This window comes from Streptomyces sp. JLBG701 (genome assembly GCF_058544905.1).
On sequence record NZ_CM178588.1, the window covers coordinates 10,997,638 to 11,022,514 of the forward strand.

The window sequence follows — 24,877 nt, forward strand, 5'->3', positions numbered from 1 at the left end:
ACGGTGCGGGCTAGTTTCCCAGCACACCGCTCTCCAGTGATCTTTTCCGGGTGGATGAGGTCGCTCGTCCCGCGTGGATGTCCTCGTGGCAAGGCCGGCAGACGACCAGGGTCTTGCGTCGTCTCATTGCCATCAACTTCACCCACGCGGGGCGCTCGGCTCGGCCCTGTTGCTTGAGATCGGCGAGTTTCCGGATGTGATGGACCTCAATCCGGCTCGTTGATCCGCACATCTCGCAGCAGTCCGCGAGGAGCCGCTTCACCAACTCGGTGGTGCTGATGTTGTTGGGTTTCAACGGCTCTCGGTCGGCCATTACCGCTGTGCGCTGCCGTTTGAGCGGGATGCCGCCGAAGCGGGCAACCAGTGCCTTCTTCTCACCTTCGCGCTCGACGATGACTTCAAAGCATTTTCGAGGGCCGTCCGGGGTGTCGATGGTCGCCTTGTACTTGCGGGCCATCTTTGTGACGGTCGATCTGTGCTTCGATGCCAGTGTCTTGAGCATGGACGTCTCCATCACCCATTGCAGGCGGTTCAGGCGGGCGACGTCCTGGGCGAGAAGGTAGTACTGCACGAGTCCCCGGTACTCGGCTTGGTATGTCGCCACGATTGAAAAATCGCTGTCGTGGAGAAGCACACCACGGAGTTTCGGTTTACCGCCACCCATGTAGGAGGCACAACGCTGCCTGATTACCTCACGTGGCACGAAAGCCCGATGGCACCGTTGACTGAGCGTCGTGGTCCCGTGAGCTTCGTGTCGCATCGGTGGGCTCTCACCTCATAGCCGAGGAAGCGCGCCGCCTGGCTGGTGGCGTGCGTGACCAGGGTCTTGGATTCGGAGAGTTCCAACCGGAGTTCATTCAGCAGGAATTCCGTGATCCGCGCCTTGATTTCCTCGGCTTCGTGCTTGGGCCCAGCGAAACCGAGCAGCCAGTCGTCGGCATACCTGACATACCGTAGGCGCCGAAAGCCTGGATCATAAGGGTCTTTGCTCGGCAGGCTCCGCATTTGGAGCCGGAGTTGCCGTACTGCGGCGCGATCTCCGCGCCGCTTCGCCCAGTACATCCGGCTGTCGAGCCGATGGTACTCGGGATGATGCCGCGGTTGTATTCCGGCAGCAGCTTCTGCTCAATGAACTGATCGAGCCTGTCGAGATAGATGTTGGATAGGACGGGCGATGCCACACCGCCTTGGGGAGCCCCACTCAGCGTGGCGTTCCACCGCCAGTCTTCCAAGTATCCGGCCCTGAGCATGGCCCGGATCAGCCGCAGGAACCGGCCATCGTGGATCTTCTCCCCGATGATCGTGAGCATGACCTCGTGGTCCAGGCTGCCGAAGCAGTCGGAGATGTCTCCCTCGATGAACCAGCGCGTTCCGGTCCAGTACTTCACCACGTCCTGCAACGCGGTGTGACAGCCCCTCTTGGGGCGGAACCCATGAGAGCGATCGGAGAATTGGACGTCGTAGTACGCCTCCAATAACAGACGTACGACCTCGGCGACCAGTTTGTCCGACCACGTCGGCAGGCCAAGCGGGCGCTTCTTCTTCGCACCGCCTTTCTTGTCGATATAGACCCGCTTGACGGGCGTCCATCGATACGACTCCGACCGCAGTGTGCCGATGATCGTGTCAATCTTCACCCGTGACATGCCGTCCACGGTCTCCCCGGTGACCCCAGGCGTCATCGCACCGGAATTCCGGTAGATCCGCCCGTAGGCCATCAGAAAGAGCTGCGGGTTGAACAGTTGCCGGTAGATCCTTTCCAACGGCAGGCTTCGCCTGCCGCGTTCCCGGATGACGTCCAGCACCGTTTCGGCGCTCTGCATTGCGCATACCTCCCCTTACTGGACGTCGAGTTCACCTGTGCCCCTTCGCCCTCACTCCGGCTTTCCCGGACTTCACGGCCGGTCGTAACTCCGGCGACTACTATGGGCACTCCGTCGCCGTAGGGCTCGCGCCTCGTAGGCGATCCCGTGGTACGTCTTCGCTGTACGTATCGAGCACGACGTAGGCCGCCCACTCATCTCCTTGACCGCCCTCATTGGGCGACGCCCCTCTCCTTCGAGGTTGCCGTCCGAACCCGTTCTTCAGAGCCCGGCAAGGAAAGGGCACCGGTTTCAGGTATCGTTCCGGTGAGTTTCTATTTTTGCCGCTGGAGATTGGGCTTCAAGCAATCCAGCCTTGGCCATATCGCGCGGGTCTTGCGGAGCTCCGCCCTGGATACCTCCAGACGGCCACCGCTTTCCTGACATGCTATTGTCCCCTTCGGCTTTCGCCTCCAGGTAAGTCAGGCGACCCAGAAACATTCCTCCAAGTTCCTCCCGAGTGAGTCGGGGATACAACGAAGCGCCGCACGGCGCACAGAAGACATAGACACGGCCCCAGCCGGGGAAGTCCGCGGGCATCGCCCGCCAGGAGATCCCGCCCGCGACCAGGTAGCGGACCGCGTCCAGCAGTTGCCGGTGACAGTAACCCTCGGGCCGTCCGCCCCGCCCCTGAAGCCAGGCCGGTACCGGCAACAACGGCCGGACGGCCGCCCACTCCGGGTCCGTCATGTCCGACGGATACCGGCGAACCCGATCGGGGTGATCGGCCGCGTTGCCGTACACGTGCGCGAGGCAATCACACGATGGAGCAGCCGAGTTGAAGTCGACGGGCTCGGGCGCGTACAACAACGACAACAGGGCCTCCGGGAACCGCTCGGAATAGGGTCTCACCCCCGAGCTACCAGGAGGCCCTGCCTTCATGCGCGTACCGCTGGAAGATCACCCGACCAGGAACTCCGTTCGATCCACACATTCCAAGATCGGTTGAGATACGGCTTCTTACGGAAATAGACTCCGTCGTCCTCGCTCGACCCGTTGTCGTTCGTGTTGGCTTCGATGGTCCAGATGTAAGTGGCGTCGTAAGCGTAGACGATTCCCGTGTGGTCCTGGCCGCTGGTGCCGTACATCACCTGAGCACCCACGGCGGGATACCAGGACCAGCGGCCGGCGCTGCTGAACCAGGTAACAGCCGCCGAGCAGTCGGCGGTTCGCGGGAAGAGGTTGGCGACGCCAGCCCGCATGGCTACCCAGCTCGTGAACGTAGCGCACCAGGATTGGCCTTGTGCCCAGCCGAGACCGGACACTTCGGCGGCGTACTTGGTTATGTTCGTCCAACCGCCTTCGGCATAGCCGAAGTTGTAGCCGACCTGCGACTTGGCCACCGCAATAACCTGTGGCATCTGAGGGTTTGCCATAGTTACTCACAATTCGATGCAATTCTCCCTCTGTTGTATGAGGCGGCAGCTTGCCGACATCGCCGCGACAACAAATCGGCAAGAAGTGGCTGCTTAGCTATGGGTGGACAGTGAGCACAAGGGCGGTGGCTGTGCACTGAAGGGTAGTTGTTGAGCCATCGAGGGTCTCTGGGTGGCGAGTGCATGCCGCCGCGAGGAAAAGGCGAAGAGGAGTCAGTCATGGTGAACACGGAAGAGTTGAAGGAGGATGCCGCGGGTAACGCGCAGGCTTCCACCCGGGCTTCGGTCCGCAGGCGTTTCGCTCGTCGCGGATGGGGGGCGGTTCTCGTGGCCGCGCTGTCCCTGGTGTTTTCGCTGATGAGCACGCCCCCCGCGTCCGCTTACGTCGGGGAGAACACGCTGCGCAACTGGGAAACCGGGAAGTGCATGAGCCTCAGTGACGGATGGATCCACCAGGACGACTGCAATTCGGGGGATCGTTACCAGATCTGGCAGCCGATCTACATCGGTCACGGTTCCTATGACATAGTCACGCTGAAGAACGTAGGAGCCAACACGTGCATAACCAATGAAGCAAACGGTGGTACAGGGCACGTACCGTGCAGCACAACCAGCGTGTATCAGCAATTCCGTGCTGAGGGGTCGAGCTGGGACAAGGTTCGGTTCGTCAACCTCTGGTCGCTCAAATGCATAGAGGGGTATAACCCCTACACCGTGACCGGTGGTCAATGCGACGGCACTGGACACCAGCTGTGGAAACTGGGCTACTGACGCCGCCTGCTCCAGGGAGGGGCCACTTCCCGCGGCCCCTCCAGTAGTCATTTTTAGGGGTACCTCGTCAACTCGCGAGGAGCGATTTGATTACTCCCGCGACGTAAGAGTGACCTGCATCGGACATGAAGTAGGCGTCACTGCCAGCGGCACCAGGAGAGGCGGTATTGGCCCAATAGCCCAAGCCGGTTCCGCCATCTCCGAAGACACTCTGCAGATTGGTCGCGAGGACACCCGGCCAGCTCTTCGTGAAGAGGTTGCTGGCGTAGAAGCTCGCGGCCGAGCTGCCGCCCACACCGGCGACTGCCGCCTTGCCGGTGCCGGCCTTCGCGTTGGCTCGCTTCGGTCGCCAGAACTCGCACCAGGCAGGCGGAACATAGACGCCCTTCTGCCGCGAGATCACTGCATTCGCCTCGGTCACCCACCCGGCATCGGCCGTCTTGATGAATGCCCCGTCCGCGTACGCCCTGTCCCCATGGGGGTCGACGGCAACGAGGTGGGAGTCGAGCCGCTCGCCGACCGTGGCAGATCCTCCACCCGTCCGCGGGCAGCCGCCTCCCGCTCCTCCAGCATTCCCAGCACCGACGCCACCGCGCACCCCTCGACCATGAAGCGGACACAAGACGTCGGCATGACTCCCTCAACTCGGGCGAATCCATGCCTGACCAGCAGAAATCACGGGATCACGTTCGGTTGAGATACGGCTTCTAACGGCTCATCATTGGATCCACTCCCCCCCGGGCGACTCCAAGCATGAGCGCGTGCGCTACCTCGACATCCATGAGGCTGAGAAGCTCGACGAGGAGCTCATTGCGAGCTGGATCCGCCAGGCCGCCGACCTACCCGGCGAGGATCTCTTCTGAGCAAGCCGTCTCGGCTGCAACCGGGCCGTGAGGGTCGCACGCGAGCCAATTCGGGGATCAGGTCCGCAGACGCAATGTAGATGAAGTTCCCGGCCGCCAATGGGATCACACACCCGTTGGGAAGCCAACGCCCTCAACTGCACCAGCCCATCGCCCCGTGTGGCGGGCAGGCGGCACGTAGGGACCACCGGTCCCCAGAGGCGGGGACACACGGCATTGGTCCGCCGGGTCTGTCAAGGCGTCGCATGGAGGTGGTGCCGCGCACGGCGGCATCGCGCCAGAGAGCCGGGGCCGATGATCAACACCCGCGCAGGAGCGGGCCGGGGCAATCGGGGCGAGAACCCGCTCCGGCCGAAGGACCGCCTCTACGACCGGCTGGTGGAGAACGTCGCCGCCGCCGGCCTGCGGTCCGGTCACTTTGAAGGTGTGGTGACCGATGCCGACCTGGCCGGGCTGCCGGACGCCGTGCAACGCTACATGCGGTTCATGGGCGTCGTGGGCAGGCCCCGCGACTGGTCGTTCCGAGCCCGCTTCGTCGGCCGTTTCCGCATGCGGCCCGACGCCGGCTGGGCAGCAGCGGAGGCATGGCAGTACAACTCCGCCGTCGAGATCGCCCGCGTCTTCGTCCTGCGGATCCGCCTCGCCCACCTGGTACCGGTCGTCGGCCGGGACACATACGTCCAGGGACACGGGCGGATGCTCGTCAAGCTGATGAACCTCGTCCCCGTAGCCGACGGCAAGGGCGAGGAGTTCGACCACAGCGAGCTGATCACCTACCTCAACGACGCCGTCCTGCTTGCACCGTCGATGCTCCTCAGCCCTGCCGCATCCTGGGCAGCGGTCGACGACCGCGCGTTCGACGTGACACTCACCGATGCGGCGCGGTCCGTGACAGCACGGGTGTTCCTCGACAAGCGCGGCGCTCCCGTCGACTTCCACGCCGACCGCTACGCCACGCTGCCGAGCGGCCTGACCTTGGCTCGCTGGAGGACCCCGGTCACGACCTGGGACACCGCCCTGTCGCAGCGGCCACTGCCCGGCCCGGCCAAGGCCGTCTACGACCTGCCCGACGGGCAATTCCCCTACATCGAGGGCCGGTTCGTGCCCGGCACTGTGGCCTACAACCTCGCACTCGGCTGAGAGGGCGTTTTCTCCCACTGTTTCGTCCCGAGATGCCGTTTTGACGAGGTGTCAGAGCCCTCGCCAGGTTGGAGTGGATTCTCTGGTGAGGCGGCGCGCCATCAGGGCGATCATCGCAAGGTAGATCATGGCGGTGGAGCGGGCCGGGAGGGTCTCGTAGTCGCGGGCCAGGCGGCGGTGGTGCATGAGCCAGCCGAGCGTTCTTTCCACTGCCCATCTGCGCGGGAGAACCGTGAAGCCGCGGGCGCCCGGTTCGCGGCGCACGATTTCAAGATCGATGCCGAGGCGGGCGGCGTGGTCGACGAGGTACTCGCGATGGCCGCGGTCCGCCCGGCCCTTACGGATGGTGGGGTGGGTCGCGGCGATCCGGTCGAGGAGGGTCTCGCCGGCCGTAGAGTCCTGAACGCTCGCGGCGGTGACCAGCACGGTCAGCAGCAGTCCGGTCGTGTCGATCACGACGTTGCGCTTGCGGCCCACGATCTTCTTGGCGGCATCGACGCCCTGGCCGACAACGGGGACGTTGGTGGAGGTCTTGATGCTCTGCGCGTCGATCACCATCGCGGTCGGCTCCGGGGTGCGGCCCTCGTCCTCGCGCACCCGGCGCGGCAGCAGGGCCTTGAGTTGCTCGAAGATGCCGTCCCTCTCCCAGCGGCCGAAGTAGTGGTAGACCGTGTTCCAGTGCGGGTAGTCGTGCGGCAGGTAGCGCCACGGGATGCCGGTGCGGGCCACATAGAGCACCGCGTCCAGGAGGTCGCGAAGGTCGTGGCGGGGCGGGTGGCCGATGTTGAGACCGCGGCGGATGATTTCCTCACGCCAGTTCGTCAACAGCTACTCGACCAGCGCCCACCGGGCTTCGGAGAGGTCGCTGGGGTAGCGGCGGCGTGCGCTCATGTTTCCGGCATAGCCCCGGCCCGGCCCGCCGGTCAGGGCGCGAGGGCCCGACGGCCGGGGCATCCGGAGCCAAGCAGCGCACTTCGCGACGAAACGGGAGCAGAGGGAGCGCAACGGTCAGGATCTCGCTCCACCCGTCACATGCGACGCGCGTACCGCACCCAACGCCCCAGACACTCAACAGAATTCGCCACATTACTCTAGTAATCGCAGGAAAACGCCCTCCGAGTGCCTGTTCCTGAAGCGGTCACGTCAGCCGGACAACTGGACTCTCGTCGACCTCATCGGCGGCATCTCGCGCGAGGTCCTCACCCAGACACTGGGTCTGCTCGTGGTGGCTGGCTGTGGTGCTACGGCAGGTAGTGACTGGCCTGTGCTCCCAGGACGTTCAGCAGGGCGAGGGCCTCGGCGCCGGGGGATCCCGGCGGTGCGGTGAAGAGCACGAGGTACTGGTCGCGGTCGGTGAGGGTGAGCGTGTCGCAGTCGACGGTGACCTCCCCGACGGCCGGGTGGCGGAAGGTCTTGGTGAGCATCGGCGCGGCCTGGACGTCGTGGCGTTCCCACAGCCGGGCGAAGTCGGGGCTGGTGTCGCGGAGTTCGTCGACGAGGCCGGTCACCGCGGGATCGGTGGGGTAGCGGGCGAGGGTGGCGTGGAGCTGCATCACGACGCTCAGGCGGAAGTCGGCGGCGTCGGAGATCCCGTACAGCGTCGCATCGGCGGGCTGCGGCCCGGGGAAGGCCCGGCGGGCGAGGTTGCGGTCCTCGGGGGCGAGCGGGGCGAAGTCCTCCATGAGCGCGGCCGCGAGGTCGTTCCAGGCGAGGACCTCGCAGGCGGCGGACATCACGAAGCCGGCTGTCTGCGGCAGCCGCTGAAGGAGCGCGAGGACGCTGGGGCGGACGTCGCGCCGGTGCAGTCCGGTCCGGTTGGGCGCGGTGCCCGCGAGGGTGTGGAGGTGGTCGGACTCGGCGTCGGTGAGCCGCAGCGCGCCGGTGATCGCGGCCAGGACGTCGCCTGAGGGGCGTGGCGCCCTGCCCTGCTCAAGGCGGATGTAGTACTCGGTGGAGATGTGCGCGAGGACCGCCACTTCCTCACGGCGCAGGCCTGGTGTGCGCCGGCGCGGTCCGGTGGGGAGGCCGACGTCCTGCGGGCGGAGCCGCTCGCGGCGGCTGCGGAGGAACGCGCCGAGTTCCTGTTTGTCCATACGCCCAGTGTGCGCGCGACAGCGGCGGCGGATCCTGGTACAGCCTGTGCCTGTATCCGGTCCGGGTGCGGCCTGACGCTGTTTGGCATGACGAACCACACGAACACCACCCACAGTGCACCCGTCGGCCTGCTCACCGGCAAGGTCGTCTTCATCACCGGCGCCAGCCGCGGCATCGGGGCGGCGGCGGCCCGGCTCTTCGCCTCCGAGGGCGCCGCCGTCGTGCTCGCCGCCCGCAGCACCGGCGCCCTGGAGAGTCTCGTGAAGGAGATCCGCGCCGAGGGCGGCACCGCCGACGCCGTCACCCTGGACCTCGCCGACAGCGCGAGCATCCGCGCCGCGGTGGACCGCGTCGAGGAGCTGCACGGACGTCTTGACGGCGCCTTCAACAACGGCGCGGTCATCCAGCAGCCCGGCCCGGTCGACGCCACCAGCGACAAGGACATCGACGAGCAGTTCACCGTGAACTTCCGCGCTCACTGGACCGCCATGAACGCCGAGATCGCCCTCATGCGCCGCACCGGCGGCGGGGCCATTGTCAACACCTCCAGCATCGGCAGCCGCCGCTCCAACCCCGGCCTGCCCGCCTACGGGGCCATGAAGCGCGCGCTCAACAGCCTCACCGAGACCGCCGCGGTCGACCTGGCCCCCGCCAACATCCGGGTCAACGGCATTACCCCCGGCGGCACCGCCACCGAAATGATCGACGAGTGGGAAGCGGCCACTCCCGGCCTCATCGAAGGGATGAGCGCAAAGATCCCGATGGGCCGGATGGGCGAGCCCCGGGAGATCGCCGAGGCAGCCGCCTGGCTGCTCAGCGACCGCGCCTCGTACGTGACCGGCGCGATCGTCCCGGTTGACGGCGGCGCCGGCGCCTGACCAGGGCAGCTCAGCACCCCTGTCGGCGCCCACACTCTCGGCGCCGAGCCGTCACTCCCGTAAGGGCCGTCCAGCAACCCCAGCGGGATCCGCGACGCGCAGACCCCGCAGTACCCGGCCCCCGGTCCGGGTACTGCGGGGCGGCCCTTACGGCCCCCACACCGCCACCTTCAAGAAAGGCGGCACACCCGACCATGAACAGCCCCGGACGTGGAGCCGTACGCCGCGCCCGCCCGCGCCGGCGACCTCGCCGGTCTTCCGCCGACCCTGGTCCAGGTCGGTGAATTCGACGTCTTCCGCGACGAGGACATCGCCTATGCGACACGCCTGCTGCGAGCCGGTGTGCCGACCGAGCTTCATGTCTATCCGGGCGCCTGCCACGGCTGAGACGCCGTGGCCCCCCAGGCGCCGTCGAGCGTGAGGAAGCGCGAACGCACCGCAGCGCTGCGCCAAGCCCTCCAGGGCTGATCACCCGCCGGGACACGGCAAAGCCTCCCGGCGGACGGCATCGCATGCCGGCCACCGGCGACATGCCCGGTGCCAGCCTCATCCACCAACAGTCGCAGTACACCGAGAAGGAGCTCAGAGATGACTGACCTGTCGGGAAAGGTAGCGGTCGTCACCGGCGCCAGCCGTGGGATCGGCCGAGCCGTCGCCGTTCGACTGGGACGGCTCGGCGCGAGCGTCGTGGTCAACTACTCGCGGGACGCGTCGGGGGCCGCCGCAACGGTGGCCGAGATCGAGACCGCGGGCTCCCGCGCCGTCGCCGTCCGCGCCGACGTGTCGAAGCCGGACGAGATCGAGGCGCTCCTCGACACGGCGCGCAGCCGGTTCGGCGGCCTTGACATCGTCGTGGCCAATGCGGGCATCGACGAGACGGGCGGCCCTGTTCTGGACGTCACGGAAGCTGACTACGACCGCATGTTCAACGTCAACGCCAAAGGCGCGTTCTTCACGCTGCAGAAGGCAGGAGGCATGGTCGACAGTGGCGGCTCGATCGTCTACATCGGCTCCAGCTCCACGCTCCGCCCGACGGCCGGCTTCGGTCTCTACACGTCGAGCAAGCTGCCCCCGACCATCCTCGTCTCAGTGCTCGCCCAGGAAATCGGCGAACGCGGCGTCACCGTCAATGCGGTCATCCCGACTGCGACGGACGGCGCGGGCTACTTCACCGAAAGCAAGCCCGACGACCCGCTCCGCCAGCTCGTACAGAACGCCAGCCCCCTCGGCTCACGCATGGGAACGGTCGACGACGTCGCCGACGCCGTCGAATTCTTCACCGGCAAGCTGTCCCGCTGGATCAGCGGACAGCAACTGCTCGTCAGCGGCGGCGCACTCAGCTGAATACCGCCGTCGAGGACCAATAGAACCGTGAGTATCGGCGAGATTGATCATGGGGCGCGCGTCGACGTGCCGGGGCTGCAGCCTTCGGCGCATACCTCCGTGACCGCAATGAATGGGTCGCGGCTTCCCTACCCGCATCATTATCGGCATTCTCATAGCCAAGGGGGCATGTGGCATGACCAGTGACGACAGCACTTACAACAGCCCGGGCGCAGGTCCCGGCCAGGCGAGAGTCGTTCGGGCAGGCGTAGTGCAGGCCGCCCCGGTTCCGTTCGATCCGGTGGCCACGTTGCGTGTGGTGCAACGGTGGCTGTCCGAGGCAGCCGAACGGAACCTGGATCTCGTGGTGTTCCCTGAGGCATTCATCGGCGGGTACCCCAAGGGATCAGCGTTCGGGGGAGTGGTGGGCGACCGGACCACTGCCGGACGAGACGAGTTCGCCCGGTATTGGAACGGCGCCGTGGAGGTGCCCGGCCCTGTCACGGACCGCCTGGGCGAACTGGCGGCCGATGCCCGCACACACCTGGTCATCGGCGTCGTCGAACGGGAATACGGCACGCTCTACTGCACGGTCCTGTTCTTCTCCGACACCGGAGCCTTCCTCGGGACGCGGCGCAAGCTCATGCCTACCGGCGCCGAGCGGATGATCTGGGGGTTCGGCGACGGCTCCACCCTTGAGGTGCACCCTACGAAGATCGGCCGACTCGGGGCCGTGATCTGCTGGGAAAACCTCATGCCCGCGACGCGGATGGCCATGTATGCGCAAGGCATTGAACTGTACTGTGCGCCGACGGCGGACAGCAGGGAAAGCCACCACGCGACCATGCGCCATATCGCCATGGAAGGCAGATGCTTCGTGCTGGCGGCGAACCAGTGCCTGCGCACGAAGGACTTCCCCTTGGACCACCCTACGCCGTACGGCGACGACCCGGAGCACCTCATCTCCCGGGGTGGCAGCAGCATCATCGGCCCGCTGGGCGACGTGCTGGCCGGGCCGGTCCTGGATCAGGAGGTTCTCCTGACCGCGGACCTTGACATGGGGCAGATCCCACGCGCTCGCTACGACTTCGACCCGGTCGGCCACTACGCGCGCCCCGACATCTTCCGCCTCCACGTGGACACCACAAGCCGCCGCGCCGTACAGACCAGCGACGGCCCCAGCGTATGCCTCTCGGACGATCTGCCCAGCGAGTCCACCTGATCACGTGCCGCGCCTGAGGACACGACCGACACTTCCATCCCCTCTCCGAAGCCTTCCGGCCCGCTTGGACACCGCCCATGAACGCACAGCCCGTCACCATCCCCTCCCTGAACGACATCGCGGGTGCGGCCAGACGGATCCGCACCGTAGTGCGCCGCACACCCGTGCTACAGGTGGCGGCCGGGGAGTTGGACGTGCCCGTCCCCGTGACCCTGAAGCTGGAATTCCTCCAGCACACCGGCTCCTTCAAAGTCCGCGGCGCATCCAACACCCTCGCCCTCCTGCGCGCCGCGGAAGGCGGCGCACCGGCTGCTGGCGTCTGCTGCGCGTCGGGCGGCAACCACGGGGCCGCCGTGGCCTGGGCGGCGCGCGAAGCGGGCCTGCCCGCCACCGTGTTCGTGCCCGACTTTTCACCCAAGGCCAAGACCGACATCATCGAATCGCTCGGCGCACGCCTGCGCCGCATCGACGGCTTCTACGCCGATGCACTCGCGGCCAGCCAGGACCATGCCCGGCACGAGGGCGCCTTCCACATCGACGCCTTCGACGCCCCGCAGACGGTGGCAGGGCAGGGCACGCTCGGCCTGGAGCTCGCCGAGCAGGTACCGGAGGGACAGCCCGTCCTGGTCGGGTGCGGTGGAGGAGGACTGTACGCAGGAATCGCCCTGGCGCTGGATGGACGCAACCGCGTGATCGCAGCCGAACCGTCCTCCGCGCCCTCGCTCACAGCGGCGCTGGAGGCAGGAGAACCGGTGGACGTCGAAGTCGGCGGGATCGCCGTGGACAGCCTGGGTGCCCGCCGGGCGGGCCGCATCGCCACCGCCGTCGGCCTCTCCCTCGGCATGAAGACCCTCACCGTCGCAGACGAGGACATCGCCGCCGCCCGCGCACTCCTGTGGCAGCGGCTACGCATCGTGGCCGAACCCGGCGGAGCCACCGCTCTCGCCGCACTGCTCGCCCACCCAGAACACTTCCCGGACGGTGCCACCGTCGTCATCTCAGGAGCCAACACAGACCTCCCACCGAGCGTTGACAGCTGAGCGACCGAATCTGGCTGAGGGCTGTCCCGTAAATGACCTTTCGGCTGGCCGGGACGTGCTCGACCCCGGGCGGGCTCGCCTATCCGGCGAGGGTGAGGTTGTGGAGGCGGGCGATGCCGCGCATCGCATGGTGCGCGCCGTCGCCGCGGAGCCGGCAGTCGCGCAGGATCTTGTAGGTCTTCATGCGGGCGAAGACGTGCTCGACGCGGGCGCGGACCTGCTTATGGGATTTGTTGTGGGCCTGTTGCCAGTCGGACAATTCCTCGCCGGTGCGGCGGCGGTGCGGCATCACCAGCCCGGTGCCCGGATAGCCGCCGTCGGCGATCGTCGTGGTCTTGCCAACCGCGGCTTTGGCGCCGGACTCACTCCAGGCCCGGCAGTCATTGCGGTCGCCCGGCAGCGGTCGGCCGACCACGACCACCAGGCGGGTGTCGGCGTCGATGACCACCTGGTGGTTGGTGGAGTACCGGTAGTTTTTGGACTGCTCGGCCAGTTGTGGTCGCGGGTGGGCACCAGGGTGCCATCCACGATCAGCACCGCGTCCTGCGCGAACCGCTTGCGCGGCAGGAGGGCGAGCTTCCACGGTCGCCCTTTGCCCGGGGCGTCGACACCCTCACGCCGCAGCTGCGTCACCAGCTTCGTGAAGGCGCGCGCGCTCAGCCCGGTGAACGGGGCTGTCCAAGACGGTTCCGACGCCGCGATCACACCAGCCACACCAAGATCATCTCATCCGTGAACAGCGGCTATCGCACGGAATTGGTCGATGTCCGGGCACCCGGTCGGCGGCATTTCGTAGCCTCGGCGTCATGAAGCTGGTGCGTAACGTGATCGTGTTCGACGCAGCCGACCTGACTGCCGAAAGCTCGTTCTGGGCTGGGATCTTCGGCGGCTACGTCTTTGAGGATGAGGCATGGCACAGCGTTGTCGATGCCGATGGGGAGTGGCGGATCGGCGTACAGCTGGCGCCGAACCACGTTCCTCCCGAGTGGCCACACGGCGTCCCTCAACAAGTGCATCTCGACCTCCACGTCGATGACCCCCGAGCCGCGCACGAAGAGGCAATCTCCCTCGGCGCCCGCCTGCTCCAGCCGGCTCCTGACCTGGACAGCGACGAAGGCCATCAGGTGTACGCCGACCCGGCCGGACACCCGTTCTGCATCGGCTGGGGGCACCCGTCCCAAGAGACGCTCGCCGCGTTCGTCGCCGACCGGCTCGGACGAAGGAACCACGCCGGGCCAGCCAGGTAGCACCGGGCTCGGCACGACACCCGCCGCTACGACGAACAGGCAGTCCTTCTCCTGAGGGGGGATGTCGATGTACAGCACCCGGGAGCCCTGCCGGTCGTCGGACCACTCCACGCCGACCCCGCGGGGGAGGGGGGTGATGTGCTCGCGGAGCAGCTTGCGTATCTGGTCGCGGTCGACGCTGGTGCGCTCGACCGCGATGATCCGGTCGAGGATCTCGGCGTCGCCCTCCCGTCGCGTGGCGATCCCCATGACAAGGACACCGCCGCCACCGTTGGCGAAGACACAGACGTCCTCGGCGAGTTCGTCCACGGCGCTTGGGTTACGCAGCTCGTACGGCATGCTCTTGGCGTCCAGCCACTGAGCCTCGGACTGCTCCAGCAGCAGGGCAGGCTGCTGCGCGCGCAGCGCAGACCGGACGGCTTCGAGGCCATTGTCGACACCGTGGAATTATCCCGGCTCCGCCCGCGCATTGCCCGACCTCAGCCAGGCGCAGGCACCGTAGCCCGGCCCGTCCGCCCCGAGCGACCTCCGGCAACCGCTGCGCACCACCACCCAGCATCTCAAAGGCGAGGCTGCGCGCGAACGGACGTAGCCAACAGCGGCTTTTGACGGCTCATCAACGAGGCCGTCTCTACGACCATGGACTCGCAGACACCGTTGATGGTGTCGAACTGCTTCCGGCGCGGCGAGGTGGCGTTCGGCGTCCAGGGCTGCCGCTAGCGGCGGCCGTGATGGCCCGGCGGTAGATGTGGTCGACGACGTCGCTTGCGGCGAAGACGCCGGAGAAGTTTCGTACGCGTCGAGGGAGCGCCGACCGCCAGGCACCCCTGCTCGTCCAGGTCCAGCTGGTCCTTGAACAGTTCGGTCCGTGGGTCGTGGCCGGTCGCGATGAACAGACCCGTCACGTCGAGGTCTCGCGTCGTGCCGCTGAAGACATCGCGCGGCCTGACGCCGGCGAGTTCGCCGTCCTGCTCCTTTATTTCCGCGATCTCGCTGTCGAAGCGAAGGAGATCTTGTAGTCGGCGAAGGCGCGGTTCTGCCTGACCTGGGAGGCACACAGGGTGGAGCGGCGGTGGACTCGTTGACCGCGCAGCGTGGGCGCGTCCAGGACCGTCCCGAATGCCGCGATGCCGAAGCGATGCCGTTTCCGCTGGGTGTGACCGGTGCGCTCGTCTATTGGGCCGGCGCGACAGCCGGCCACCCGGCCTGCACCAGACAGAGACCGCCGATCCATGGATAAACCTTCCTCTCCCGACCCTGCGCGGGCGCTCCTACGGTCGAGGATGCGGGCGCTTACCGGCCCGCCGTAGCGAAGGAGAGAGATCCCCATGAAGATGACCGGCAACACGATCCTGATCACCGGCGGCACCTCGGGCATCGGGCTCGGCCTGGCCCTGCGCCTGCACGAGGCCGGCAACAAGGTGATCGTTGCCGGTCGGCGCAAGGAGCTGCTCGACGAGATCACGGCCGAGCACGCGGGCATCGACGCGCTCGTCCTCGACGTCGCGGACCCCGACTCGATCGCCCAGGCCCGTGAAACGGTGGCGGCGAGCTACCCGGAGCTGAACATCCTGGTCAACAACGCCGGCATCATGCTGCGGGAGAACCTCCTCGACCCGGCCTCGCTCCCGGTCGCCGAGGACCACGTCACGGTCAACCTGCTCGGCACGATCCGGGTGACGTACGCCTTCCTGCCGCTGCTGGTGGGCAAGGACGACGCGGCCGTCGTGAACGTCACCTCCGCGCTGGCGTTCGTACCGCTGCCGATCACCCCGACCTACAACGCGACCAAGGCCGCGCTGCACTCCTTCTCCGAGAGCCTGCGCGTGCAGCTCGCGCAGGCCGACGCCGGCGTCCAGGTGATCGAGGTGGCCCCGCCGGGGGTGCGCACGACCCTGCTGGGCCAGCAGGACGACGAGAGCTCCATGCCGCTGGACGACTTCCTCACCGAGACCCTCGACCTGCTGCGCGAGAAGCCCGACGCGAAGGAGCTTGTCGTGGAGCGTGCCAGGTTCGTGCGCGACGCGGAGGCCAACGGCCAGTACGACAACGTCCTCGCCATGCTCAGCGGCGTCTGAGCGACGTCGCCCCCAGCCACTCGTTTCCTCCCTGCGCAATGAGCGGTGTGCATCGTGAAGTCGCAGGTCACGGGTCTGGTGTGAATGGCGAGTTGGGTCCTCGTGCCGGTCGGCGGCCGATGACTATGGCGTAGATCATCGGGCAGGTCCGGCTCCGGCGGGATGCCGGGTTCGGCTGCGCCCACGACCGGCCCCCCGCCTACGATCCGTCAGCAGGTCGGCACGCCGTGAGAACGCGGGAGGGCGCGCGTGATGCAGGAGCGGCAGCGGATCACCGCCCGCCGGAGCGAACCGGACGCCCTCGCCGAGGAGTTGGCCAAGCAACTCCAGGAGGTCCAGGCCGAGCGGGATGAACTGGCGTTCGCGGAGCGGGTGTTGAACCGCCTGGCCGAGCAGGCCCGGGCCGACGCCGGGGCTGTCGCTCCGGTATCGGCGCAGGTGGCCGGGCGGGCAGTCCTGCTCATCCCGCACCGCAGCGACGCGGCCGACGAGGGCGCGCTACCCGGCGACTACCGCAAGATCCTGGCGATCGTGCGGGAGGCCGACGGCCCGGTGCAGGTCAGGGCGGTCGGCGAGCGGCTGGGCCTGGACGCCTCGGTGCGCGGCAAGCTGGAACCTTTGCGGGCGAAGATGACCAAGCTCGCTGACCGCGGCCGGCTGCACAAGCGGGGCGACGGGCGGTTCACGGCACGTCCGTAGTCGCGCGGGGCGCGCCCATAACTGACGGGTCCCCGACGGCAGTTGAGTTTGTGTGACGAAAAACAACAGTTCCGTCGAGGGCCCTGACGGCCTTGTCTACACCGCCCGCCTGCCGCTGTCGAGTGCCACCCTGAACTGGCTCGCCGACCTGATACGTGGCCACCTCAAATAGATCGGCTCGCGGTGGCGCGCCCTGCCCGCAGGGAAGATCGCCACCATCGTGCTGGCAGTGCTGCGCTGTGACCAGCGGCCCGGCGACCTGGCCGACGGCAACGGAGTGCACCGCACCACCGTGACCCGATGGGTCCGGGAGGTCGTCGGCCTGCTCGCCGCCCGCGCCCCACGGCTGGACCGGGCCCTGAAGAAGATCGCCCGAATGGGCGGCGGCATCGTACTGCTGGACGGATCGGTGATCCGTACCCGGCGCAGAACCGGGAAGGAAAACCGGAAGAACTACTCCGGCAAGAACAAATGCCACGGCCTGCTCGTGATCGCCCTCACCGACGACCGGGGCCGACTGCTGTGGATCTCGGCGGCCCGCCCCGGGCGCACCTCGGAGATCACCGCCTGCCGGCACGACAAGCTCACCCGGAAACTGCGGGAAGTCGGGCTCGGAGCCATCGCCGACCTGGGATTCGTCGGCCTCGACCACGGAGGCCCCGACGCCGACCCGGCGGTGATCACCGGCTACAAGGCCGCCCGGAACCGGCCCCTGACGTGAGGTCAGAAGCTGTCCAACACGGCACTGGCGGCCGTCCGGGCGCCGGTCGAGCACGGCTTCGCCCACCTCAAGAACTGGCGCGTGCTCGGCAAGGTACGCACCGACCCGAAGTGGGCGACCGCGCTGGTGAGGGCCCTGCTGGTCCTGACGAACCGTGAAGTCACTCGGTGACCGATGACCTTCACCGAGGTCATCCCCCCGCGACCAGCGCGAGCAGTCAGCATCCCACGCACAGCAGACCCGTGACCAGCAACTTCACGACGTGCACTGCCCAGACGAGTGGCAGCCGCCGTCCAAGACCCACTGGTGCGTGTACGTGCAGGCCTGGACCTCGGTGAAAGCGACCTATGAGCTGGCGGTGACCGAAGCGGAGAAGAACACACTCACCGAAATGCTGGACACTTGCGCGTCATGAGTGGACACGGCGATACGGCCGGGCCGCAGCGGCTGGTTGACGAGGTGAAAGCGGGGTCAGGCGGGGCGATGACCGACGAGGTCGGCGTCATCCCCGGCGACTTGACCGTTGCCACCGGTCTCGTGTCCGACGGCTGCGCGAGCATCATGATCCGGTACACGGATGCCGACGAGTGGTACACACTGACCGGCAGTCCCGTGCCCCTGCCGCCGGGCGGCCTGGCCGCACTCCACGCCGAGGTGCCGGAGCGGGTCCGGCAGGTAGGCGGCGCGGAAACGCCGCGCTGGTCTCTTCTCTGGGGCACGGCTGCTGGCCAGGGCGTTCGTCGGCTGCTACCTCTTGGCGAAGGCGTCGGCATCGACTTCAGCGAGGAGTTTGACCAGGCGTTTCAGCTTTGCGCGGGTGCCTTCGATGTTCTTCGGTAGCAGGTCGTAGGTCACACACGGGTTGGCCCTGGCGGCCGGGAACCATCCCCCCTCACTGGCTTGTGGATGGTCCCCGGCGGAGGCTTGAACGGGCGGAATGCGAGTCAGGGGCGGGGCGAAATGGTCAGCTGCACTCGCGACCGGACAGCGATCGGTACAGGGCTTGCTTCCAGCCTGTGCTGCCGCCGAAGTAGCCGCCGTAGTACATGAACATGTACGTGCCGCCGCTGTGCCTTGCCCGCAGGAACAGGTTGGTGGTTAGACCCATTGTGCTGCGGTATTGGATGCGCTGCATGCTGTCGCTGTAGTTGCTGCCTTCGATGAGGCGGTCGTCCAGCTTGCGCCAGGTCTGCGGGCCTACGACGCCGTCGACATCATTGCCTGTAAACCCCAGCCTCTCCTGCAGCTGCTTGACACCCCACGTCGTGGTCGAACCATAGGCGCAGTCCACATCCGGGGCATCAATGATGAATTCCGCGTAGAGGATTGCCTGGATCACTCCCACGGAGTTGCTGTTCCAGTAGGAGCTGCCCGACCAGAGCGTGGCCTCGTCGGAGAAGTCGTTCTGGGCGCCAGCGTTTTCGTCGATGTACCCGTTGCCCACACTGGCGGCGGCGGGACTGGTGTTGAGGGTGATGCTGAATGCCAGAGCGGCGGCGCTGGCGATGATGGTGCGACTGATTCTCGACATGCTGGTTTAACCCTTTCAGGGCTGGTTGAGGTGGTTCAGCGGGCGGTTGCTCGCTGCTGGCGGGCGAGGGCTTCGGCGGCCTCGCGGCGGTCGGTGGCCAGTGGGTCGGCGGGGACGCCGGCTCCACGCCCCGGGTGTTCGCTCAAGCCGCGCAGTTCGGCGGCGAGGCGGGGCAGGCGGGGGCTGCCGGGGGTGACGTCGATGCTGAACAGGGACTCGTCGGGCTGCTTGTTGTCCCCGCCCCAGCGGACCACGCCGTCGAGTTCGGCGAGGATGTCGCGGAGCACGGTCAGCTGGTCCGGGAACCAGCCTCCGGCGGTGCCGGCCGGGTAATGGCCGGGGCGGATCCGCAGGGCGGTGCCGGAGGCCAGGTTGGAGGTGGGGGTCGCCGGGTCGAAGCCTGACGGGTGCTGCCAGCCGGTGACGTCGCCGGGGCGCAACTCGTCGATCTCGTAGTGGTGGCGGCGCAGCAGATGGACCAGAACGGTCTCCACGTTGCCGATGCGGGTGGCGACGGTGAGGCCGGTGCCAGGGACGGGGCGGGTCCAGACGGTGGAGACGTCGTCGGCCTGCTCCTCCATCACCCAGCCGTTGAGTGAAACGTGGCGTTCCTTCGCCGCGGCGCCCACGGCTCCTGCGGAGCTTGCGGAGGCTGCCACGTCGGCGGCGGAAGCCGTGGGGGCGGTGAGGAGGGTGCCGGAGGCGAGTCCCAGCCCCAGGACCGCCGTGCCCTGCACCATCGTGCGCCTGCTGATGTACGTCATGTCGTGCCTCCTTCCTTGATGTGCTGTGGGCAGGGGTCAGTTCGCCGCGGCGCGGTGGCGGGCGTAGTAGCTCTCCATGACGCGGTACACGCCGCCGACGTCCCGGCCGTACTGTTCGGTGATGACTTCCTCGGTGCCGTTGTAACGGGCGATGATCCGTTCGCTGTCGGTGTCCGAGGTGTCCAGGCCGGGGCGGGGCAGACCGATCTGGAAGGCGTTGTAGACCGTCAGGTAGGCCGCGGTCTCGATGTTGTACTCGGGGTCTTCGTGGAGTCTGGTCCACACGGTGGAGCGGTCGTCCTCGAGCGTCAGCAACGGCTCATTGAGGAGGCCCTGCTCCACGCAGTAGTTGCGGGCCTCGATGGCGACCCAGCCGAAGATCTGGCCCCAGCCGGTGCTGGAGTCGTCCTTCAGGCCGGCCTTGAAGGCTTCGTCGGCTATGGGGTCCAGCGGGTTGAACTGCCGCAGTTCCCACAGCACCGGTGCCTGCACCAGGGCCTTGCGCAGCCGGAGGTTGCGGGCCAGACGGGTGAAGAGCCAGTCCATGGAGATGACTGCGTCGATGGCCTGGGAGTTGGATATGCCGCCGAGGGTGATCCAGTCGTCGTCGGTCCAGCCGTCGCCTCCGGTCTCGGGGACCCCGATACTCTCGAGGTAGGTGCGGATCTCGGCCTTCATCGCCTCGTGGTCGGCGGCGACGATGTCGACGTCGAGGGCCTCGGTGTAAGAGGCGGGGTTGAAGGTCCGCTCGCCGTCGTCGCGGCCCGAGGCGATGTTCTTGTCGATCTCTATGGCGCCCTCGCCGGAGCCGACGGTGCGGGTGGCGATCTGGTCGAATGCCCAGTTGGCGGGCAAGGCGTAGCCGAGGTTTCCGGAGAAGCCGCTGGACATGTCGGAGACGAAGCTGGCGTCGGCGTAGCCAGCGTCCGAGACGCGGCGACACACGTTGCGGGCGCCGTATACGCCGATTCGGTAACGGGAGTAGGTCGTGATCACGTGGTGGACGCCACGGAAGTGCGGCAGGACGGAGGCGGTGACCTCGCCATCGAGGGCGTCGAAGTCGACGGCGAAGTAGATGCGGGCGCCGTCCTGGAAGCCGTGTCGTCGTGCCCAGACGATGGCGTCGTGGGCGTCGTGCAGGCCCTGGTTGTAGGAGAAGTAGTCGGCGCTGCCGCCCCAGGTCTGGTAGATCGGGAAGCAGCTCAGACCGGCCGCGGCGATGGTGTCGAGCTCACCGGGCTTGATCATCTTGTTGAGGGTGGAGCCGGCCACGTTGCTCAGGTACCGGCCGACGTGCCGGTATCCGGCGTCGTGGAGGGCCTGGGCGCGGGCCGGGGTGACGGTGGTGATGCAGTCGCAGGCGGTGCCGGGGCGGGACTGGTCGCCGTAGGAGACCAGCAGCGACGCCCACGTGGAGAAGTCGACGGTGCCGGTCTGCGGCAGGGCGACGTACGTCTGGAACAGCGCGACTGCCTCCGCGACCTGTGCGTCGTAGGAGTAAGTGAACCCCACCGGGCGGTCGTTGAGGACCAAGGCAGCGGTGAGCAGGGACACCCAGACACCGCTGTTACCGGAAGCCAGGGGGTGGCTGCGCAGGCCGGACTGGGTGCCGGGGCCGAAAGCGCCATTGGCGGTGCCGTCCGCCATGCCCAGCTCGTACTGGATCGCGTACAGCATCGACTTGGCAACACTGCGGGAGTGGTGACCGTCACAGGGGATGACGAAGAAGTCGGCGCGGCCGATGTAGCGGCCGTTGAGCCAGCGCTGGACAGCCTGCACGGCCGAGCTGCCGGCCCGGTCGCCGTAGGTCACCAGCACGTACGGGTCCATGTTCAGCAGGCCCTTGAACACCTTCGGGGTGAGGCCGGCTCCTTCGACGTCGCCGACGCCCATGTCCTGCTTGAGCTGTGTCACGGACGCGGTGACGCGCGGCCCCCAGACACCGTCGATCTCGCCGCCGTCGTACCCCTTGCAGTAGAGCGCCGACTGCACGATCTTCGCGAAGTTCTCCGACGGTACGGTCGCCGCGGTGAGCGACGGGTACGCCGCTCTCAGGGTGCTCAGGGTGGTGGGGCCGAAGCTGTCGGACAGGCTGGTGATACCGAGTTCGTACTGGAGCGCGCGGGTGAGCGCGTACATCGTGCCCCAGCCAGTCTGCCCGTCCTCCTCAAGCGTCGTGCCAATCAGGTCGCTGTATGTGTTGTTCACGAACTGCTGTGCGCGCAGCACCAGTTCATCCATGACGGTCTACCTTCCGGCTTCAAGTCCCCTACTCCGGGCAAAGAGGGGCATCCTCGAACTGTGGAGTTGAAAGACTTGGCGGGGCCGCTGCCCGCCCGAGCGTCACCGTGCTGTGTCAGGGGCCTGGGCGAGGAGTCCCGGGATCGGAACGGTGGGGCAGAATGTCTCTGCCGAACTGGACCGGGTGTGGAGCCTCCGGGCGTCCGCCCGGCTGCGCGGGGCCAGTTGGTGGAGCGGGGCCTGCGCACGGTCGATCACCATGCCTCCGCGTCCGCGGTCGCCGCCCGACTCGGTTCGTTGGGCAGGAGCCTGTCGGTGTCGTCGAGGCGTGCGGTCTTGGCAGGCCGGGTTGCCTCGTCGGGTCAGCCCGGTGGGTTCTCCCTGTTGGTCGGCCAAATCGAGCGCGAGCCCTCGCCGCTGACGACCACCTTGGGGTCAGTTTCCGCAGAGACGGGCACGACTGCCTCCTGTCGGTTCTGGGTGGAAACAGCTCCTTCATTTCTGCAGAACGCAGAACTTGGAACAGCGCCCGTGATTCGCCCTCGGGCGGCGCGTATCGAAAATTGCGTGACGGACTGGAGGGAGGCATGTCACGCGAACACGTGACATTGCTGAACCTTAGAGTCATCGTGGGCTTCGGACTTTGTCATCCGTGCAGGGAACTTTGTCAGTCGTGCACCGCCTCAAGTTGACGCTGCATCAGGTGAGGATCCTGTGTACGCCCGTCGAATCCGTTGCACAGCAAGATCGAATTCAGCCAAAATGATGTCCGAACCGTCCGTGTCGAGGGGGACTTGTGGGGGAACGGGCCGAGGTATTGGCAGGCTGGCTTTATGACCGATGCAGACGAGGGTCTGCCTCATGAGCCCGGTCCTGGACACCACGTGCATACCGCCGCGGGACCGGGAGGAAGTGGTCCGCAACGCGGTGTGGGAATCCATGGTGGCGGTCGACATCGATCACGGTCCGCCGGCTGAGGACATCTCCGTTCGCATAGGGCTCGGCACCGTGGGGCCCATCAGGATCTGTGCGGCGCGGGCGACCGCGGTCACTCTCCGTCGCACGGAGCGGCTCGCCCGGAAGGACGAGGAGCCGGCCGTCACTCTGGGTGTGCAGATGACGGGCAGCAGCGTGGTGGTGCAGAACGGTCGCGAGTGCCTGCTGAGGCCGGGAGACTGCGCCGTCTTCGAATCGATCGCTCCCTACACACTTCTCTTCGACGAGGGAGTCGACCACCGCTTCATCCGTTTCCCCCGCGCGGCACTCGCGCTCCCCGACCGGCTGCTACGAGACATCACCGCGGTCCCCCTGGGATCCGGCAACCCCATTGCGCGCCTCGCCTTCACCTACTTCTCCCAACTGGCCGTCAGCGACGAATTGCACCAGGGTGTGCACGCCGACGCCGTCGTGGAACCCAGCGTCGAACTCCTCCGGGCCGTCCTGACGTCCCAGCACGGCAACTCCAGCCTGGCCAAGGGGCCGTTGGAGGCGACACTCAGCCTGCGGATCACTCAATACCTCCGGGAGCACCTGGCTGACGCCGATCTGTCGGCGGCACGGATCGCCGCCGCACACGGCATCTCCGTGCGTCACCTCTACGCTGTGCTGTCCCGGTCGGGCATCAGCCTCGGAGACTGGATCCGCACACGCCGCCTGGCCGAATGCAGGCGAGAGCTGGCCGGCCCTAACGGGCGGCTGCGGACCATCGCGGCGATAGGACGGAGTTGGGGCTTCATGGACGCGACCCACTTCAGCAAGGTGTTCAAACAGGCATACGGAATCTCGCCTCGGGCCTGGCGCGACCAGAACCACCCCCGCTCCTTGGCGTGATGGCCTCCGCGCGGCCGCGTTTCGCGTGACCGACCTTGGACGCCCGGTCTGGGGCTGCGATCAGGCGACCAGTGCCAGTTCTCCGGTTTCGTGAGCTCCGTGGTCCTGGCGCCGTCACGCGCGCGGTTGAGCCCACGCTGAACGGCTGACGCGCTCGCGGCGTAGGGCGAACCCCCTGCCCTCACGGCGTGGAGTGCTGAGACCAGGCTATCGCGTCACCTCTCGCTTCAACGGGCTCGCTACTCGGAAAGTTGCGCGATGGCCGCTCCATGACCAGGAGCCATGCGGAGATCGCTGCTACACCACTCGGCGCCAAACGCCGGTGCGTTAGGGCCGTGTGCGCTCTGTCAAGGGGGCGGGACCTCTGGTAGTCCGCATGGACTGCTGGTCCTGACGATCCGCGAAGTCTCCCGCTGACCGACGATCTTCACCGAAGTCATCCGCCCGCGACCAGCCCGAGCATCCCGAACCCCGCGCACACCAGCCCCGTGAACTGCAACTTCACGATGCACAGTGCTCAATGGAGACAGGAAGATCCGGCATGCAACCCACCAATGAAGACATCGTCGAAATAGCACGGGTGCTGGCCCTGTGGGGCCACCTCATGGACGACCGCGAGCTGGACCGCCTCGGCGAGGTCCGCACCGAAGACGCGGAATGGGACGGAAGCGTCTTCGGCTTCGCCCCGGTCGTCGGGCTGGAGGCGATCACTTCCATCCTGAGCGCCGACGGGCACGCGAGCGCGCATCACACGACGAACATCGTCGTGTCGGAGGGGCCGGGCGACGAGGCTCGGGTCCGGTCCAAGGCATTGGGCCTCGCCGACGGCACCGTCGTCAGCGCCGTCTACGCCGACGAGCTGCGCCGCACGGCCGACGGCTGGCGCATTTCCAAGCGGGTCATACAGGTCAAGTGACCATCAGGGCCATCTGCTACGGCCCCGATCCGAGACCCTGACTCCTTCTTCGCGGAGGCCAACGGCACGTATGACGACGGCCTGGTCGCGCTCAGCAACGTCGTCCGAGTGCGTCCTTGCGGCCTTTTACTGGCCGCCGGCAGATGCCGCCCCACCTGTCCGGCCGGTCACGCAGGCCCGGTGAGGCGGCATCTGCCTCAGCCCATACCAGTTCTTGATCGCCTCAGGGGGCCCTTGATGGCGCCTCGCACGAATCAATTTTGTCCCCCTTGCCTCGGGAG

Annotated in this window: 20 protein-coding genes and 6 pseudogenes; 14 read left to right on the forward strand and 12 right to left on the reverse strand. The window is 67.1% G+C overall.

From position 1 onward, the window contains the following. Positions 1 to 10: 10 nt before the first annotated feature. The 3 genes and pseudogenes from AC5DRG_RS50350 to AC5DRG_RS50360 form a co-directional block, all read right to left on the reverse strand. Positions 11 to 1,823, reverse strand: a pseudogene (locus AC5DRG_RS50350) (reverse transcriptase/maturase family protein). 291 nt (positions 1,824 to 2,114) lie between these two features. Continuing rightward, entirely contained in the window at positions 2,115 to 2,744 is a 630-nt protein-coding gene (locus AC5DRG_RS50355; protein ID WP_491807073.1) for a transposase, read from the reverse strand. Beyond that, complete coding sequence (locus AC5DRG_RS50360; protein WP_491807074.1) at positions 2,741 to 3,205, reverse strand: CHAP domain-containing protein; 465 nt, start codon at positions 3,203 to 3,205, stop codon at positions 2,741 to 2,743. Before AC5DRG_RS50360 ends, AC5DRG_RS50355 begins: the two co-directional genes overlap by 4 nt. A 252-nt stretch (positions 3,206 to 3,457) precedes the next feature. Between AC5DRG_RS50360 and AC5DRG_RS50365 the strand changes: the two genes are divergently transcribed. Next, on the forward strand, positions 3,458 to 4,009 hold the full coding sequence (locus AC5DRG_RS50365; protein WP_491807075.1) for an RICIN domain-containing protein: 552 nt from the start codon (positions 3,458 to 3,460) through the stop codon (positions 4,007 to 4,009). Positions 4,010 to 4,076: 67 nt separating this feature from the next. Here the strand turns inward: AC5DRG_RS50365 and AC5DRG_RS50370 are convergent, their stop codons facing one another. Beyond that, positions 4,077 to 4,430: a hypothetical protein gene (locus tag AC5DRG_RS50370; RefSeq protein WP_491807076.1), complete on the reverse strand. Its 354-nt coding sequence runs from the start codon at positions 4,428 to 4,430 to the stop codon at positions 4,077 to 4,079. Between the two features lie 736 nt (positions 4,431 to 5,166). Between AC5DRG_RS50370 and AC5DRG_RS50375 the strand changes: the two genes are divergently transcribed. After that, positions 5,167 to 6,012 (forward strand): DUF6544 family protein, encoded by an 846-nt coding sequence (locus AC5DRG_RS50375; RefSeq protein WP_491807077.1) that lies wholly within the window; start codon positions 5,167 to 5,169, stop codon positions 6,010 to 6,012. 51 nt (positions 6,013 to 6,063) lie between these two features. Here the strand turns inward: AC5DRG_RS50375 and AC5DRG_RS50380 are convergent. Then, positions 6,064 to 6,903, reverse strand: a pseudogene (locus AC5DRG_RS50380) (IS5 family transposase). 350 nt (positions 6,904 to 7,253) lie between these two features. Beyond that, the gene (locus AC5DRG_RS50385; protein WP_491807078.1) at positions 7,254 to 8,105 is read right to left on the reverse strand and encodes a helix-turn-helix transcriptional regulator; all 852 of its coding nucleotides are present in this window, start codon (positions 8,103 to 8,105) and stop codon (positions 7,254 to 7,256) included. 87 nt (positions 8,106 to 8,192) lie between these two features. Between AC5DRG_RS50385 and AC5DRG_RS50390 the strand changes: the two genes are divergently transcribed. The 5 genes from AC5DRG_RS50390 to AC5DRG_RS50410 all read left to right on the forward strand — a co-directional run bounded on the left by AC5DRG_RS50390 (position 8,193) and on the right by AC5DRG_RS50410 (position 12,569). Continuing rightward, positions 8,193 to 8,984, forward strand: coding sequence for an SDR family NAD(P)-dependent oxidoreductase (locus AC5DRG_RS50390; protein ID WP_491807079.1), 792 nt, complete (start codon positions 8,193 to 8,195; stop codon positions 8,982 to 8,984). Positions 8,985 to 9,194: 210 nt separating this feature from the next. Then, a complete protein-coding gene (locus AC5DRG_RS50395) occupies positions 9,195 to 9,371 on the forward strand; it encodes an alpha/beta hydrolase fold domain-containing protein (protein ID WP_491807081.1) in 177 nt (58 codons plus the stop codon). A gap of 201 nt (positions 9,372 to 9,572) precedes the next feature. Beyond that, positions 9,573 to 10,328, forward strand: coding sequence for an SDR family oxidoreductase (locus AC5DRG_RS50400; protein WP_491807083.1), 756 nt, complete (start codon positions 9,573 to 9,575; stop codon positions 10,326 to 10,328). A 175-nt stretch (positions 10,329 to 10,503) separates the two neighbouring features. Next, on the forward strand, positions 10,504 to 11,529 hold the full coding sequence (locus tag AC5DRG_RS50405; protein WP_491807085.1) for a carbon-nitrogen hydrolase family protein: 1,026 nt from the start codon (positions 10,504 to 10,506) through the stop codon (positions 11,527 to 11,529). A 77-nt stretch (positions 11,530 to 11,606) separates the two neighbouring features. Further along, positions 11,607 to 12,569: a serine/threonine dehydratase gene (locus tag AC5DRG_RS50410; RefSeq protein ID WP_491807087.1), complete on the forward strand. Its 963-nt coding sequence runs from the start codon at positions 11,607 to 11,609 to the stop codon at positions 12,567 to 12,569. Between the two features lie 79 nt (positions 12,570 to 12,648). Here the strand turns inward: AC5DRG_RS50410 and AC5DRG_RS50415 are convergent. Next, positions 12,649 to 13,283: pseudogene (locus AC5DRG_RS50415) on the reverse strand (transposase). A 92-nt stretch (positions 13,284 to 13,375) separates the two neighbouring features. Between AC5DRG_RS50415 and AC5DRG_RS50420 the strand changes: the two are divergent. Then, positions 13,376 to 13,816 (forward strand): VOC family protein, encoded by a 441-nt coding sequence (locus AC5DRG_RS50420; RefSeq protein ID WP_097287586.1) that lies wholly within the window; start codon positions 13,376 to 13,378, stop codon positions 13,814 to 13,816. A 57-nt stretch (positions 13,817 to 13,873) separates the two neighbouring features. Here AC5DRG_RS50420 and AC5DRG_RS50425 read toward each other — a convergent pair. Beyond that, a pseudogene (locus AC5DRG_RS50425) lies at positions 13,874 to 14,221 on the reverse strand (AlbA family DNA-binding domain-containing protein); the annotation flags it as partial. Positions 14,222 to 14,497: 276 nt separating this feature from the next. Continuing rightward, positions 14,498 to 14,894 (reverse strand): annotated as a pseudogene (locus AC5DRG_RS50430) (NAD(P)/FAD-dependent oxidoreductase); the annotation flags it as partial. Between the two features lie 250 nt (positions 14,895 to 15,144). Between AC5DRG_RS50430 and AC5DRG_RS50435 the strand changes: the two are divergent. The 4 genes and pseudogenes from AC5DRG_RS50435 (at position 15,145) to AC5DRG_RS50450 (ending at position 18,154) form a co-directional block, all read left to right on the forward strand. Next, the gene (locus AC5DRG_RS50435; protein ID WP_491807089.1) at positions 15,145 to 15,894 is read left to right on the forward strand and encodes an SDR family oxidoreductase; all 750 of its coding nucleotides are present in this window, start codon (positions 15,145 to 15,147) and stop codon (positions 15,892 to 15,894) included. A 252-nt stretch (positions 15,895 to 16,146) separates the two neighbouring features. Continuing rightward, positions 16,147 to 16,593 (forward strand): hypothetical protein, encoded by a 447-nt coding sequence (locus tag AC5DRG_RS50440; protein WP_491807091.1) that lies wholly within the window; start codon positions 16,147 to 16,149, stop codon positions 16,591 to 16,593. Between the two features lie 52 nt (positions 16,594 to 16,645). Next, positions 16,646 to 17,485 (forward strand): annotated as a pseudogene (locus AC5DRG_RS50445) (transposase family protein). A gap of 240 nt (positions 17,486 to 17,725) precedes the next feature. Further along, positions 17,726 to 18,154 carry a hypothetical protein gene (locus AC5DRG_RS50450; protein WP_491807093.1) on the forward strand — a complete coding sequence of 143 codons (429 nt, stop codon included), beginning with the start codon at positions 17,726 to 17,728 and terminating at the stop codon, positions 18,152 to 18,154. Between the two features lie 124 nt (positions 18,155 to 18,278). Here AC5DRG_RS50450 and AC5DRG_RS50455 read toward each other — a convergent pair whose 3' ends face one another. The 3 genes from AC5DRG_RS50455 to AC5DRG_RS50465 are packed head-to-tail and all read right to left on the reverse strand — an operon-like array spanning position 18,279 to position 21,850. Further along, positions 18,279 to 18,845: a peptidoglycan-binding domain-containing protein gene (locus AC5DRG_RS50455; protein ID WP_491807095.1), complete on the reverse strand. Its 567-nt coding sequence runs from the start codon at positions 18,843 to 18,845 to the stop codon at positions 18,279 to 18,281. A 35-nt stretch (positions 18,846 to 18,880) separates the two neighbouring features. Further along, on the reverse strand, positions 18,881 to 19,609 hold the full coding sequence (locus AC5DRG_RS50460) for a hypothetical protein (RefSeq protein ID WP_491807097.1): 729 nt from the start codon (positions 19,607 to 19,609) through the stop codon (positions 18,881 to 18,883). Between the two features lie 36 nt (positions 19,610 to 19,645). Then, entirely contained in the window at positions 19,646 to 21,850 is a 2,205-nt protein-coding gene (locus AC5DRG_RS50465; protein ID WP_491807099.1) for a glycoside hydrolase domain-containing protein, read from the reverse strand. A gap of 861 nt (positions 21,851 to 22,711) precedes the next feature. Between AC5DRG_RS50465 and AC5DRG_RS50470 the strand changes: the two genes are divergently transcribed. Continuing rightward, positions 22,712 to 23,680, forward strand: coding sequence for an AraC-like ligand-binding domain-containing protein (locus AC5DRG_RS50470; protein ID WP_491807101.1), 969 nt, complete (start codon positions 22,712 to 22,714; stop codon positions 23,678 to 23,680). A 541-nt stretch (positions 23,681 to 24,221) separates the two neighbouring features. After that, on the forward strand, positions 24,222 to 24,596 hold the full coding sequence (locus AC5DRG_RS50475; protein WP_491807103.1) for a nuclear transport factor 2 family protein: 375 nt from the start codon (positions 24,222 to 24,224) through the stop codon (positions 24,594 to 24,596). The last annotated feature ends 281 nt before the right edge of the window (positions 24,597 to 24,877 follow it).